We start from the raw sequence: 13,897 nt of genomic DNA on the forward strand, positions 1-13,897 counted from the left end.
TAAGCGAGCTTTTACAGGCAACAACTGTTGATCCATGCTTCACGCCTGTATGCGAAAGAAAAAAGGAGTATTCAAATGACGCCAAGCAAAGAAGACTAGCATATTATCATGTTTAATAAACAAATGCAATGAATTATTTCAGCTGAAAAGACTTGTTTCTTTACTTAAAATTGCATGATTAACGGCGTTTATTGCGGTAATTTTTAGATTGTGCCAAAGTTGATTCAGAAAACGTCTCAAAGAATTCATCATTAGTCTTAGCTTTTCTCAACGTTCGTATGAATTGATCCGTAAATTCTAAGGATTCACCGATCATAGCGTGGCGAACTTTCCATATAGACTCTACGCGACTGCCGTCCAATAATAATTCTTCTTTTCTGGTACCTGATTTTTTGATATCAATAGCAGGGAAAATCCGTCTTTCTGCCAATTCTCTTGAAAGATGCAGCTCAGCATTTCCTGTACCTTTAAATTCTTCATAAATAATATCGTCCATACGGCTTCCAGTATCTACAAGAGCTGTAGCCAGAATTGTTAAGCTTCCGCCTTCTTCGATGTTTCGAGCCGCTCCAAAGAATTTCTTCGGTTTATACAATGCAGCAGGGTCGATCCCGCCGCTCAATGTTCTTCCGCTTGGCGGAATGACCAAATTGTATGCTCGAGCTAAACGAGTGATACTATCCATTAGAATAACGACATCTCGTTTATCTTCCACCAAACGCATCGCTCTTTCAAGAACTAATTCTGATACTCGAACATGGTTTTGAGGCAATTGATCAAATGTCGAAGAAACAACTTCCCCTTTTACGGTTCTTTCTAAGTCTGTTACTTCTTCCGGTCGTTCATCGATCAGCAATAAAATCAATTCAACGTCAGGGTAGTTTTCTGCGATCCCATTAGCAATATCTTTCAGCAAAACTGTTTTACCAGCTTTTGGCGGAGCAACGATCAATCCACGCTGCCCAAAACCAACTGGCGATATGACATCAATAATACGCGTAGCCACTTTTGTTTGTGCCGTTTCTAAAACGATTTGTTTGTCTGGATAAAGAGGTGTTAAGGCAGGGAAATGAGAACGTTCTTTTGCGTCTTCAGGGTCTTTATCGTTAACTAGATTAACGTGCATCAAACCATAATACCGCTCGGATGGCTTAGGAGGTCTAGCTTTACCTGAAACTTTATCTCCATTTCTTAAACCGAAACGTTTGATTTGAGAGCCGGAAATGTAAATGTCTTCTTTACTCGGTGTGTAATTGATGGGACGCAAAAATCCAAAATCTTGCTGATCCATAATGTCTAATACGCCTTCCACGATAAAGAAGCCTTGTTTTTCCTCTTGCGCCCGAATAACTGCTAAAGAAAGTTCCTTTTTATTCATTTGACTGTAATAAGGAATTTTTAACGCTCTAGCATACTGGTAAATTTCTTTTAATGTCTTACTCTCTAATTCCTTTAGTGTTAGAATTTCATCCATTAGTTGCCCCTCACTCGCTTTCTCTTAATCTTCAATCATCTTAATATCCGCTCCTAGATCGGTCAGCTTTTCAATAATATGATCGTAACCTCTGAGAATATTTTCAATCCCTGTAATTGTTGTTGTTCCTTCAGCCATTAATCCAGCGATAACTAAGCAAGCTCCGGCTCTTAAATCACTCGCTTCCACTTCCACACCAATCAATTTGCTTGAACGTTCTAAGACAATTGTATCACTTTCTACTCTTGCTTTAGCTCCCATACGCACTAATTCCGGTATATGTTTGACTCGTTTTGGATAGATCGTATCTTTGATGATCGATTCTCCATTTGCCATCAGCAATAATGGTGTCAAAGGTTGTTGTAAGTCAGTAGCAAAACCAGGATACGGAACAGCTTTCACAGATATTGGTTTTAATTCACTCGGTTCCAATACTCGTACGCTGTCTTCTCCTATTTCCATAGGCACACCCATTTCTTCCATTTTAGCCAGTAGCCCTTCAATGTGTTCTACAATGACATTTTTTACTAAGATATCCGTTCCGACAGCTGCTGCCATAGACAAGTATGTGCCTGCTTCAATTCGGTCAGGAATAATCGTATGACGGCAACCGTGCATTTCTTCCACACCTTCGATACGAATAATGTCCGTTCCTGCTCCACGTACTTTTGCTCCCATGTTATTTAACAAGGTTGCTACGTCAATGATTTCAGGTTCTCTTGCTGCATTTTCAATAATCGTTTTACCCTTAGCTTTTACAGCTGCCAACATGACATTGATGGTCGCACCAATCGATACCACGTCCATGTAGATACGAGTTCCTGTTAATCCTTCTTCAGAAGTTTTCAGATACATCGCACCCATTTCGTTATCAACAGTTGCTCCTAATGCTCTGAATCCTTTCAAATGTTGGTCGATTGGTCGAGGTCCTAAGAAACAACCACCCGGCAATCCTACAACTCCTTGACCAAATTTAGTCAATAATGCTCCCATGAAGTAGTATGAAGCTCTTAAACTTTTGATTTTTCCATTCGGCATCGGGATAGAGATCATTTCGGTAGGGTCTACCACTAATGTACTCCCGTCAAAGTCTGTTTTTACATTCATATCGTTTAGGATTTCGATGAGAGAGTGAACGTCTTGGATGTCTGGAACACCCTCTAATGTTACAGGAGAATCGGCAAGGATCGTAGCTGGAATCAACGCAACTGTACTGTTCTTAGCTCCGCTGATGCTGATTTCACCTGATAATTTTTTACCGCCGCGGATGACAAATTTTTTCATTTTTTTTACCTCACTTATTAATATACGTTCAAATTTATTTTTTTACGGAAAATTCTTATACACTGTTCATTTTAACGAGCAGCCTGATAGTTATCGCTCTGATAACTTTGACTTACTCTTTATCTGTCGCACTATTTTAAAGTTCTTTATGACAATCACCTCTATAACAATCGACCACTTTTAGTCCCTTGTTCTGGATAACTTTTTTGAATAATGATGGACTCTCTTTCACTTAATGAAGATCGTTCTTTCTATTACGCAGGAAAAAGGTTTATGGTGGGTAACGAGGTACAGCTACTAGCTTATGAATCATAAATCTAGTAGTCCGTTTTGAGGGTCATATGCACTCCTGTTCAGTTTCATATAGTGTAAAACTGTAAGACATTAGCCCTATTTTACTACATCACTTTCCATCTTACAACCATTATAATAGTTTGAGGGGCAACAGCATAATAGAAGGTTTCACTAATCAGACAAAGAAAAGAGAAAAAGCCCTTTATCAGCTTCCGTGTTTTAAAAAATACAATTTGAGGAATATTAATTCCTTTGTTTAATGGGGATAAAAACAAAAAAGAAGCCTTCCCTTACAAAAAGGAAAGACTTCTTTTTTCTCTACTCTTGTTAGAGAAAGACAATTATGCTTGGCCAGATGAACCAAATTCGCGCATTTTTGCTTTTGTTGTTGCAGTAATATCTTCTTTACCTGGGCCAATGATTTTACGTGGATCGTAAACTTTTTCGTTGTTTGCGATAACTTCACGAGTTTTCTTAGTCCAAACTTGTTGCAACTCAGTGTTAACGTTGATTTTAGTGTGACCGTACTCGATAGCTTTTTTGATTTGGTGTTCTGGAATACCAGATCCTCCATGTAATACTAATGGAGCTCCTGTTAATTCAGAGATCTCTTTCATTTCATCAAATCCAAGAACTGGTTCGCCATCGTAGTTTCCGTGAACAGAACCTAGAGCAGCTGCTAAAGCATCGATTCCTGCTTCTTCAACCATACGTTTACATTCTTGAGCATCTGCATAGATAACGCCGCCTGTTACGCCGTCTTCTTCTCCACCAACACTTCCAACTTCAGCTTCTACAGAAGCACCTTTTGAGTGTGCGTATTCTACAACAGCTTTTGTTGCTTGAATATTTTCGTCAATTGGGAATTTTGAGTTGTCGATCATTACTGAAGAAAAACCTGCATCAATAGCTGCAGTACAGTTTTCTAAAGATGAACCGTGGTCTAAATGCAATGCTACAGGAACTGTAATATCCATTGTTTCCATTAAAGCTTCTACCATAGCGGCTACTACTTTAAATCCGCCCATGTATTTTGCTGCGCCTTCTGAAACACCTAAAATTACTGGTGATTTTTCTTCTTGTGCAGCAGTCAGTACAGCTTGAGTCCATTCTAAATTGTTGATGTTGAATTGACCAATTGCGTAGTGACCTTTCAACCCTTTTTGTAACATATCTGTCATGCTTACTAAACGAGTCATACTTTGTTGCCTCCTCAGAGATATCTTTGCGTGCTAATTAACTTAGCCGACGTTCCAATTGTATCAGAGAATTGATGTTTTTTCCACGAATTTGTAAAAAAAGTCAATGGTTCTCATTTTACACCCTAAAACTCTCATTTTCGACGCTCTACCGCTCTTCTCACCACTCGAAAGTATCACATAGTGAAACTTTAAAAAGTGTTTTTACTTTCTTTCTACTGAATTACTTCCTTTAGTTTGTGATGGATTTTATTTGTTTATGAAACGAAAAAAGCACTCGATCCAATATCTGGACCAAGCGCTTTTAGGAAAAATTAAAACTCTTCTTCCTCTTCTTCATCGTCTTCGATTAGTGTCAAATCGCCTTCGACGCCATCTGGTAATTCATCTTCTTCATCATCGTCATCTGCGCCTATAGCAGAAAGATCTTCTTTATATTCGCCAAGATCTTCTTCGTCTTCTTCATCGATCATTACACCATGATCAGATACATCTACACGTCCGCCATAAACAGTTGCTTTTTCTTCTTCTTCATCTTCAACGATTTCTTCTTCTTCGTATTCGTCAGAATCTTCAGGATCGTCAGCGTTGTAGTCAATTTCGTCTTCGCCATAAGTAGTAGTCTTGCCTTTTTTGCGGCGACGAGGTCTTTCATCTTCGTTATCATTGTCATGTGTTAATTCTTCGTCAATTGAATCAATTGGATACCATGAGCGCAAGCCCCAGCGGTTATCCCCTAAAGAGATAAAACTCCCGTCGATATTCAGGTCGGTATAAAATTGTGTCATTTCTCGTTCAACTTTTTCATCACTTAAATTCAAGTAGTCGATAATTTCTTTCAACAAATCAGAAAAGTCCATGACCTCGCCTTTTTGTTCCAAAATAGCATGAGCAACTTCAATCATTGACAATTCACTTCTAATTTGTCCATCAAATTGTTTTAATTCCATTAAAGTTCCGTCCTTTCAAGAGTCTATCCCTTATCTTACAATAATTAAACAGTAAAAAGCAATCGTATTTTGTATTCTCCTAATTTTTCATTGCCTACAAACAAATCATATGCAACTTGGACATTTCCAGAAAAGGGTTTATCCGTGTAGCTGATCTGCAAATGACGCGTGATCGTATCTACGAATATATTGCCTTGGGCTGTGCGGTAAAGCGTTTCATAGCTCTTTCCTTGTTCGAATCTCATCCTTGTCGTCATGTCTCCTTTTCGAGTCAACGTAACGATCCCATTCGGTTCGATTTTAAATGTTACAGGAATTCGTCCATCTTCTTGATAAGTCTCCTCGTAACGAACGTAATACGAACCACCCATTTGAACAACTTTTCCTTTTTCGTCAAAAACAAATTCTTCTGTATCATTATTTTGAGTAATAGTGGTTTGAACATGTACTTTTGCCGGCATTCCTTTAGATAAATCCAATTTATTCACCTCAAACATATTTTATCTCTTTCATTTTAGCACAGAATACTTAATGGCTTTAGTAAAATCTTTTATTTCATCAGAAACGTTCCTTTTGAATAAAATCCTTGGGGTCTTTTCGTTTAATTCCCTATTATTGACAAGGTTTTGGTATAATACAATCGATACGATTAAATTCGTTTGATTTGAGATTACTTTAATAGATAGGAGTACGTCAATAGAATGACTTCTTTAGAACCCGCTAATTATATTACTGATCAATCCTTTCTTCATTATGACGCTGAAACAATGCCTTTTAAAAATAATTTTATTTCTCACTTTGCTCTATCTGACGCTTTGATGGCTTCAGCCGGAAGACACCAGCAGCCCATGATTCACTTTTGGCCTACTTCCAACTTAGTCATCTTAGGTATGATGGATACCAAACTTCCCTACTTCAGCGATGCTTTAGCTGTCTTAAAAGCTGCTGGAAAAAATACTATCGTCAGAAACTCTGGAGGTTTAGCAGTTGTAGGCGATGAAGGTGTATTAAACTTTTCCATTATTTTGCCTGAGCGCGAGCGTATCCCGATAGATGTCGGGTATGCTATTATGCTGCTTCTTGTAGATTGCGCCCTAAAACAATACGGTAAAACAATCGAAGCTTATGAAATAAAAGATTCTTATTGTCCTGGAGACTTCGATTTAAGTATCGACGGCAAAAAATTTGCCGGGATCGCCCAAAGACGATTGAAAAACGGAATCGCCATTATGATTTATATAAGCGTTACCGGCAATCAACAGGAACGTGCGGAATTGATTCGAGAATTTTATCAAGCCGGTTTGAACAGTGAAACGGTCAAATGGCACTACCCTAAGATCAACCCTTCAGTTATGGCCACTTTAGAAGATCTCTTAGAGGTTCACATGACAGTCGATGAACTAAAAGAATTGATTCTCAACTCTTTAAGAGACCTAGGTGCTTCCTTGTCTAAAGGAACCTATACAGAAGAGACTATAGAAGACTACCAATCGGCTTTTCAAAAAATGATTCGCCGAAATGAACAAATGCTGGGCGACCATCTAGATCGGAGGCTTTTGGATGAACCTAATGTATGACGATGATCAATTACTTCCTATAGAACAAGTATTTAGAGATCCTGTTCATGATTATATCCATGTTCAACATCAAGTCGTTTTAGACTTGATCAACACTAAAGAGTTTCAACGTCTGCGCCGCATCAAACAATTGGGAACGACTTCTTTCACTTTCCACGGTGGAGAGCATTCACGGTTTGGCCATTCTTTGGGTGTTTATGAGATCACTCGAAGAATCTGCGATAAATTTGCGCGTAATTTCCCTACTAAAGAACCGGGTGACGGTGGTTGGGACGATGGAGAACGATTAGTTGTGTTGTGTGCCGCTTTACTGCATGATATCGGTCACGGTCCTTATTCGCATACTTTCGAAAGCATCTTCCAAACCAATCATGAAGAACTGACAATCGCTATCATTCTTTCACAAGAGACTGAAGTGAATCAAGTGTTGAGTAGAGTGAGTTTAGACTTTCCTCAAAAAGTAGCCAGTGTTATCGAAAAAACATATCCTAACCCTCAAGTTGTCCAATTGATCTCCAGTCAAATCGATGCGGACCGTATGGATTACTTACTGAGAGATGCTTACTTCACTGGAGTCAACTATGGGACATTTGACTTGACTCGCATTCTGCGTGTGATTCGTCCCTATAAAGACGGCATCGCGTTTCAAATTCAAGGGATGCATGCCGTAGAAGATTATATTGTCAGCCGCTATCAAATGTACATGCAAGTATATTTTCACAGAGTATCTAGAGGGATGGAAGTCATTTTGGATCATTTGCTCAAGAGAGCTAAGAAAGTTTACCAAGATCCATCGGTCAGTTTTAAACACAGTTTTTCATTACTCGTGCCGTTTTTTGAAGGCAACTTTACTTTAAAAGACTATTTGGCCCTAGATGATGGAGTACTGAATACGTACTTTACTTTATGGCGAGCAGACCAAGACCCTATTCTCAGTGATCTGTCTACTCGTTTCCTTGACCGAAAGCCATTTAAATCGGTGACGTTTTCTAAGCAAACTGATGAAGCCATTCTTGAAAAACTCAGCAAATTGATTCAAGAAGCTGGATACGATACAGATTATTATACAGCTATCAACAATAGTTACGATTTGCCGTATGATTTCTATCGGCCCGAAACAGACAACCAAATCACTCAAATCGAATTGATGTACCCTGACGGCTCGTTCACCGAATTGTCTAAAGCTAGTGCTTTAGTAACTTCGATAGCCGGAAAAGAATACGGAGACGAACGTTTCTATGTTCCTAAAGAATTTTTAAAACCCGATAAATCGGTCGAAATTACCTTATTTGAAGAACTTTACACGGGTTTTTCTAAGTACATTAAAAACGGAGCCATTTATGACCCGACTAAAAACGAATAAAAAGGAGTTTATATTGTGAAAATATCATTGATTGCACTTGATTTAGATGGCACACTTCTGCTTCCAGACGGCACTGTTTCTCCAAAGGTAGCTGAAACATTAACGATTGCTCGTTCAAAAGGCATCAAATTAGTCCTTTGTTCTGGAAGACCTCTACCGGGTGTACTGCCCTTATTAGAAGAACTGGACTTAGAAAACGAAGGAGATCATGTCATCACCTATAACGGGGCTTTGGTTCAACAAACAAATGACGGGAAAATTCTGGCGCATCATACTATGGATCACAACGATTTTCTTGAAGTCGAAAGTCTCAGCCAAAAATTAGGAATTCACTGTCATGCTGTGAATGACCAAGGAGTCTATACGACGAACAAAGACATCAGTTATTACTCTGTTCGCGAGTCATTTTTGACAACCGTTCCTTTGCGTTACCGAACTGTTGAAGAAATGGATCCTTCTATATTGATCAGCAAAATGATGTTCGTTGAACCAAAAGAAATTCTAGAAGAAGCTATTGCTCAAATTCCAGCTGCATTCGCTGAAAAATATACTTTATTAAGAAGTGAAGACTTTTTCTTAGAAGTACTAAACAAATCTGCTAGTAAAGGACAAGCTTTAAGAGATCTGGCAGCAATCTTAGAAATTCCAAGAGAAGAGATCATGGCGATTGGAGACAATGGAAATGATTTAGACATGTTGGAGTTTGCCGGAATGGGCGTAGCTATGGGAAATGCTTCTTTTGAAGCTAAAGAAGCCAGCGATTACGTTACCGACAGCAATGTACATGATGGAGTAGCTACAGCGATAGAGAAATTTGCATTTTAAAATATATATTTATAGAGGAGAACAACTACAACATGCCGATCAAATTAATTGCCATTGATATCGATGGAACTTTATTGACACCCGAAAAGATTATTAGCGAACGTGTGAAAGAAACCTTACTAAAAGCTAAAGAAGCTGGAATCAAAATCGTATTGAGTACTGGGCGACCTTTACCCGGTGCTACAGAATACTTAACTGCATTAGATCTGACCAATAAAGGCGACTACGCCATTACGTATAATGGCGCCTTGGTTCAAGATACACATTCTGGAGAAGTATTAGCAAACCACACTTTAGATATCAACGATTTTTACCGAATCGAAGAAATGAGTCGTAAAGTTGGTGTTCATTACCACACTACTACTCAAGACGCGATGTATACTTCTAATAAAGACATCAGTGCATATACCGTTCGTGAAGCCATGCTGGTGAATATGCCGTTGAAATTCCGTACTGTTGAAGAAATGGATGAGTCTATTGCAATTAGTAAAATGATGATGATCGATGAACCTGCTGTGTTGGATGAAGGAATCAAACAACTCCCTAAAGAGTTTCTTGACCGTTACACGGTTTTGCGCAGCGAACCTTTCTACCTAGAGATTCTTAATCCTTCTGCAAGTAAGGGTCAAGCTTTAAAGAGCTTGATCGATATTTTGGGATTAACGCCAGACGAAGTAATGGCCATCGGCGATAACGAAAATGATTTGGATATGATTCAATTTGCAGGAATGGGTGTAGCTATGGGGAATGCTGTTCCTATAGTGAAAGAAAACGCGACTTACATCACTGATACCAACGCAGATGACGGCGTGGCAACTGTTATCGAGAAATTTGCCTTGATCGATTAAAGGTACCAGAATCGTTTTATTCGCATTCTTATTTAGGCTTTGTATAATAGTAAGTGTAATCAGAACTAAATGAGAGGAGATTTTATGTTATGTCAGAATCAGAAGTAAAATATTCCGCAACTGCAATAAACACTGGAGGCCGTGTAGGTGAAAGTCATGTGCCGGATAAATCTTTTTCGGTAAAAGTTTCTACTCCTAAAGAAATGGGCGGTCCTGGACAAGGAAGTAACCCAGAACAATTATTCGCTCTAGGTTACAGTGCTTGTTACCATTCAGCATTAGACCATTACAAACGAGAAGAAAAAATTACGAATAAATCAGAAGTTACTACAACGATCAACTTACTGAGTGATCCAACGGACGGCGGATTTAAACTGGCTGCAGTAATCGAAGTAGCGATCGAAGGATTAGATGATGCAAAAGTCCAAGAATTAGCGGACAAAGCACACAGCTACTGCCCTTACTCAAAAGCAACCAGCGGTAATATCGACGTAACGATCAAAACAAAAGAATATTCAGGCGAAGAATAAACATAGACCTGTAAAGACCTCCTTGAGAATTCGTTTCTCAAGGAGGTCTTTTTATAGATAGAAACCTCTTTTATTGTTCAATCCCAATAAGTTGTTCAACGGCCCAGCGATGACTGCCTCTTTTTAGTAAACGTAAAGCTTCTGGAATAGTCGCCCATTTCAGCGTATTGAAATCCTCTAAGGGTTCGCTAACCTTTGTCCATGAAGAAGAGACATAAAAATGAGCAGGATTATGATAGTATTGCTTGCGGTGAGTGGAATAATAATACTCATCCGCTTTCCCTAAGTACTCTCCTACTTCAATGTCAAAACCTAGCTCTTCCATTGATTCACGTTTAAGCGTTTCAATGTGGGTTTCATCATCTTCTCTTTCTCCTCCTGGTAACAAGTAAGAGCCATTTGGCGGTGAAACAAGCAAGATTTTATCCTGTGCAGAATTAAAAACGATCAAGTGGATACCCATTCTGAATTGGTACGCGACTCCTTCTATTTTCTTTCCAAACTGGTTAGCAGTCATATCATCCCTACTTTTCTTGTTTCTTTTCTAATCTAATTCTCATCATCATAACCAATAACTTTCCCCTAGTCAACAATAGCCTTCTGCCTTTATTCTGATGTATCTTTCGCTGTAAACTTTAACGGTTGATTTAAATCTTTCAAATACATTTTTTGTCCGTTCTCCAGCGTTAGTTCCAGGTGAGTTTTGACAGGTATGAATTCCCCAGTCTCTTCGTTCAGTTCCATTTGTCCTCGAAGTTCGAATACTCTAGGATCAAGAGTGTTGTCAAATAAGTAAAGATAACCGCCGGGAGGTAACTCCGTAAAAACATACGTACCTGCTTCTAGCTGTTTCCCCACTTCCCAGACTCCATTTGTGAGCAGTACTTCTCCTACTTCTAGTGGTTGCTTAACTAACTGTGAAGCTGAATCTTTGCTGGCTCCCATTTCTACTGAAAATCCTTCTCCTGATAACGACACTTTGTTTCCCTCGTACAAATCCGTTTCTACATAACCAATTTTATAAGGCGTCAGCAGTTCTTCTGTCATCAGCTGGTCTTTCTCGTCTGTCACTCGTAAAGTTGCGTTATTCATCAAATGAGGTTCTAGCTGCTCATTCATGTATCGAAACTGATATCTTCCAGCCGGAAAATCTTCTCCCACAATGTATTCTCCAGCCTCTATTTTAAAGAAATCGGACTCCTCTAGAGGCAGAGAAGGGTTTAATAAACTTTCACTAAACGGCTCCAAGATGTATAAATCCTTACTTTCTCCAACGATTTCTTTTGCCTTTGAATAAGCTTCAATAGATGTCTCGTCTCTTTGAACGGTCTTTCCATCGTATTTTTCCGGCATCAAGCCTTTCCAACTTGCGCATCCAGAAAGCAGGAAACTCATCACCAACAGTACACTCGTTTGGAGAAGTATTGACCGACCTTTTCGACTCATTCTGCAGCCTCCTCTATTGTCGTTTTAGAGTCTCCATAAAGATGTGTATAATATTCAGCCGTTCCTAATGCTCCAACTTCTAAGCTCTCTGTCTCCAGCTCTCTTAAAACTTGGAACAATTCTATCTGTTGTTGAGGTGAATAGTTTTCTAAAGGGATACATAGTTTATCTTGGTTCAGCCAAATAGTTCCTGGTGGTAAATTCCATTTATCCATCAAAAGCTTTTGTTGCTCACCGTCCAACAGCACTTTATAGAAGTCAACAGCTTTTACATGCCGCTGATAAACAAAATGGACTTTTCGATCTTTCAAGAAAATCACTTGATCTGCGTACTCATCCAGATTGTGCAATAAGTGAGAAGAAACGAAAATAATTTTACCTGTTTCCCTCAACTCTTTTAACGTTTCCGATACTAAATTCACATTTTCCGGGTCCAAGCCATTCATTACTTCATCCATTAACATGATCGGAGTATCAGCTGCAATCATCATCGCAAAACATAGCCGTTGTCTCATCCCTAAAGAATATGTCTCTACTTTTCGATCCACATACCCTCTCATTTGCAACCGGTCAATGATTTCTTCGATAGAATGATTCTTTTTCTTCCAAATATCCGCGTACATTTGAATGTGTTCTTTCCCAGAAAAATTTTCATGCAAATCTGCTTGATCTGGAAAAAACGTTACCTGTTTATGGAGCTCTAACACATCTTTATCCGAACTAGTATATTCTTTTCCATCAATCAAAATATGGCCTTCTTTGATCGGAATAAATCGCATAACAGCATTGAACAACGATGTCTTTCCTGTTCCATTTGGAGCTACCAAACCTACGATCTGCCCATTTTCTAATTGAATGTTTATCTGCTCTAAGATCGAACGTTCACCATAAGATACCTGCAATCCTTTTATTTCTAAGCTCATGACGTTTCCCTCCTTTTCAACCCCATCGTCTTGGTAGGAATCAATTGAAAAATCAAAGCAAATATTCCTTCCAGCAATAACAGACACACCCCAAAAGACAACACTATTTTCCATGTGTTGATGGAAGATATCCCTAATTCAGCAGCAGTTGCACCTTTTACGACCGGTACAATGTGCAAATAAAGAGAAGGTTGCCACGAACTAAATGGTCCCATCAATTGCCAAATGTATGGGATAAAGTAAACACTGATGGTTAACCCGATGGTCAAATAAATATTTCGAATCATCCAGCTCAGCCCTGTACTGAACAAAAGTAGGATGTAGCTTAATATCATCCCCAAAAAAACGAGCATTCCTATGTATTGCCAAGTCGCAATGTACTCGATCTTTTCTCCAAAGAATACTCCTATGGGATACCAGAGGCTGCCAGTTGATTCTCGCACTACACTGACTCCATAACTTACCAACATACCCGTTCCCGTCACTATCCACATCAATCCCCACAACTGCGCACTGCGTTGGTGCCACTGTTTTTTCCAAGAAATAGGGTTTCCTTGAGTGACGCTCCAATTGTTTTTTTGATCTTGCGTGAACCGATCCGCTGCCAGCAAAGCTGCAAATACAAATAAGACGATCCCTACAATCAATTCCGCTTGTTGATACAAGACTTGACTGGCCGAGTAAGGATTCCATTCAATATTAAGTTGATGATCATCTAAATACGTATAAAATGCTAACTCTTGCTGCAGTTCCTCACGATCCGGCAAGGTACCCGTCAATACGAGATAGGATTCAAAATCTGTCATTTCCCATAAGCGAAGCTGATTTTCGGCAATCGTTCGTCCGTTGTCTAAATAATTATCAACGACCGACACCATAGCTTCGACCGTATTCCCTTCTTTTTCAGATAAAATGTATCGCTGCATCCCGTAAAGTCGTTGTTGCTGAGCTAATAAATCATACACTTCAGTGCCCAACTCTCCTTCGAAATGCGCTTCAGGAATAATATGGAATAGTTGCTGTGTAACTTCGTATTGACTCCTCGCTTCATCCAACGGCAGATCTAAACTCTGTTGACGGTAGAATAAAGAAAAAGAACTAAAAAATATGAGGAATGCTATTAGAATGATTCTGGTTTTCCATTCTCTCACTAATTTCAACCAATGCCATTTCGCTAAACCCAT

General features: G+C 39.1%; 14 protein-coding genes. 5 read left to right on the plus strand and 9 right to left on the minus strand.

The window, feature by feature from the left end:
* Positions 1 to 178: 178 nt before the first annotated feature.
* The 5 genes from rho to BM137_RS10170 form a co-directional block, all read right to left on the minus strand.
* Positions 179 to 1,474, minus strand: coding sequence for a transcription termination factor Rho (rho, locus tag BM137_RS10150; protein WP_092481058.1), 1,296 nt, complete (start codon positions 1,472 to 1,474; stop codon positions 179 to 181).
* A gap of 24 nt (positions 1,475 to 1,498) precedes the next feature.
* Complete coding sequence (locus tag BM137_RS10155) at positions 1,499 to 2,758, minus strand: UDP-N-acetylglucosamine 1-carboxyvinyltransferase (protein WP_092481059.1); 1,260 nt, start codon at positions 2,756 to 2,758, stop codon at positions 1,499 to 1,501.
* A 635-nt stretch (positions 2,759 to 3,393) separates the two neighbouring features.
* Positions 3,394 to 4,251 (minus strand): class II fructose-1,6-bisphosphate aldolase, encoded by an 858-nt coding sequence (gene fba / locus BM137_RS10160; RefSeq protein WP_092481060.1) that lies wholly within the window; start codon positions 4,249 to 4,251, stop codon positions 3,394 to 3,396.
* A gap of 314 nt (positions 4,252 to 4,565) precedes the next feature.
* Positions 4,566 to 5,201 (minus strand): DNA-directed RNA polymerase subunit delta, encoded by a 636-nt coding sequence (gene rpoE, locus BM137_RS10165; protein ID WP_092481061.1) that lies wholly within the window; start codon positions 5,199 to 5,201, stop codon positions 4,566 to 4,568.
* Positions 5,202 to 5,245: 44 nt separating this feature from the next.
* Positions 5,246 to 5,680, minus strand: coding sequence for a YwiB family protein (locus BM137_RS10170; RefSeq protein WP_092481130.1), 435 nt, complete (start codon positions 5,678 to 5,680; stop codon positions 5,246 to 5,248).
* A 222-nt stretch (positions 5,681 to 5,902) separates the two neighbouring features.
* Here BM137_RS10170 and BM137_RS10175 point away from each other — a divergent pair, with 222 nt between their 5' ends.
* The 5 genes from BM137_RS10175 to BM137_RS10195 all read left to right on the plus strand — a co-directional run bounded on the left by BM137_RS10175 (position 5,903) and on the right by BM137_RS10195 (position 10,344).
* Positions 5,903 to 6,778, plus strand: coding sequence for a lipoate--protein ligase family protein (locus BM137_RS10175; RefSeq protein ID WP_092481062.1), 876 nt, complete (start codon positions 5,903 to 5,905; stop codon positions 6,776 to 6,778).
* Positions 6,762 to 8,141, plus strand: coding sequence for an HD domain-containing protein (locus BM137_RS10180; protein ID WP_092481063.1), 1,380 nt, complete (start codon positions 6,762 to 6,764; stop codon positions 8,139 to 8,141). Before BM137_RS10175 ends, BM137_RS10180 begins: the two co-directional genes overlap by 17 nt.
* Before the next feature lie 15 nt (positions 8,142 to 8,156).
* Positions 8,157 to 8,966 carry a sugar-phosphatase gene (yidA, locus tag BM137_RS10185; RefSeq protein ID WP_092481064.1) on the plus strand — a complete coding sequence of 270 codons (810 nt, stop codon included), beginning with the start codon at positions 8,157 to 8,159 and terminating at the stop codon, positions 8,964 to 8,966.
* Positions 8,967 to 8,998: 32 nt separating this feature from the next.
* Entirely contained in the window at positions 8,999 to 9,814 is an 816-nt protein-coding gene (gene yidA / locus BM137_RS10190; protein ID WP_092481065.1) for a sugar-phosphatase, read from the plus strand.
* 89 nt (positions 9,815 to 9,903) lie between these two features.
* The gene (locus BM137_RS10195; protein ID WP_092481066.1) at positions 9,904 to 10,344 is read left to right on the plus strand and encodes an organic hydroperoxide resistance protein; all 441 of its coding nucleotides are present in this window, start codon (positions 9,904 to 9,906) and stop codon (positions 10,342 to 10,344) included.
* Between the two features lie 70 nt (positions 10,345 to 10,414).
* Here the strand turns inward: BM137_RS10195 and BM137_RS10200 are convergent, their stop codons facing one another.
* The 4 genes from BM137_RS10200 to BM137_RS11225 all read right to left on the minus strand — a co-directional run bounded on the left by BM137_RS10200 (position 10,415) and on the right by BM137_RS11225 (position 13,897).
* Positions 10,415 to 10,861 carry an NUDIX hydrolase gene (locus BM137_RS10200; protein WP_092481067.1) on the minus strand — a complete coding sequence of 149 codons (447 nt, stop codon included), beginning with the start codon at positions 10,859 to 10,861 and terminating at the stop codon, positions 10,415 to 10,417.
* 89 nt (positions 10,862 to 10,950) lie between these two features.
* Complete coding sequence (locus BM137_RS10205) at positions 10,951 to 11,790, minus strand: hypothetical protein (protein WP_092481068.1); 840 nt, start codon at positions 11,788 to 11,790, stop codon at positions 10,951 to 10,953.
* The gene (locus BM137_RS10210; protein ID WP_177192558.1) at positions 11,787 to 12,713 is read right to left on the minus strand and encodes an ABC transporter ATP-binding protein; all 927 of its coding nucleotides are present in this window, start codon (positions 12,711 to 12,713) and stop codon (positions 11,787 to 11,789) included. The genes BM137_RS10205 and BM137_RS10210 overlap by 4 nt, the downstream gene beginning before the upstream one ends.
* The gene (locus BM137_RS11225; RefSeq protein WP_143084256.1) at positions 12,710 to 13,897 is read right to left on the minus strand and encodes a hypothetical protein; all 1,188 of its coding nucleotides are present in this window, start codon (positions 13,895 to 13,897) and stop codon (positions 12,710 to 12,712) included. Before BM137_RS11225 ends, BM137_RS10210 begins: the two co-directional genes overlap by 4 nt.

It is taken from the genome of Desemzia incerta (assembly GCF_900115825.1).
Lineage (GTDB): Bacteria > Bacillota > Bacilli > Lactobacillales > Carnobacteriaceae > Desemzia > Desemzia incerta.

Excerpts from the sequence above, each read along its gene's own strand:
- rho (WP_092481058.1), bottom strand. The coding sequence starts at position 1,474 with ATGGATGAAATTCTAACACTAAAGGAATTAGAGAGTAAGACATTAAAA.
- BM137_RS10155 (WP_092481059.1), bottom strand. The coding sequence starts at position 2,758 with ATGAAAAAATTTGTCATCCGCGGCGGTAAAAAATTATCAGGTGAAATC.
- fba (WP_092481060.1), bottom strand. The coding sequence starts at position 4,251 with ATGACTCGTTTAGTAAGCATGACAGATATGTTACAAAAAGGGTTGAAA.
- rpoE (WP_092481061.1), bottom strand. The coding sequence starts at position 5,201 with ATGGAATTAAAACAATTTGATGGACAAATTAGAAGTGAATTGTCAATG.
- BM137_RS10175 (WP_092481062.1), top strand. The coding sequence starts at position 5,903 with ATGACTTCTTTAGAACCCGCTAATTATATTACTGATCAATCCTTTCTT.
- BM137_RS10180 (WP_092481063.1), top strand. The coding sequence starts at position 6,762 with ATGAACCTAATGTATGACGATGATCAATTACTTCCTATAGAACAAGTA.
- yidA (WP_092481065.1), top strand. The coding sequence starts at position 8,999 with ATGCCGATCAAATTAATTGCCATTGATATCGATGGAACTTTATTGACA.
- BM137_RS10195 (WP_092481066.1), top strand. The coding sequence starts at position 9,904 with ATGTCAGAATCAGAAGTAAAATATTCCGCAACTGCAATAAACACTGGA.
- BM137_RS10200 (WP_092481067.1), bottom strand. The coding sequence starts at position 10,861 with ATGACTGCTAACCAGTTTGGAAAGAAAATAGAAGGAGTCGCGTACCAA.
- BM137_RS10205 (WP_092481068.1), bottom strand. The coding sequence starts at position 11,790 with ATGAGTCGAAAAGGTCGGTCAATACTTCTCCAAACGAGTGTACTGTTG.
- BM137_RS10210 (WP_177192558.1), bottom strand. The coding sequence starts at position 12,713 with ATGAGCTTAGAAATAAAAGGATTGCAGGTATCTTATGGTGAACGTTCG.
- BM137_RS11225 (WP_143084256.1), bottom strand. The coding sequence starts at position 13,897 with ATGGGTTTAGCGAAATGGCATTGGTTGAAATTAGTGAGAGAATGGAAA.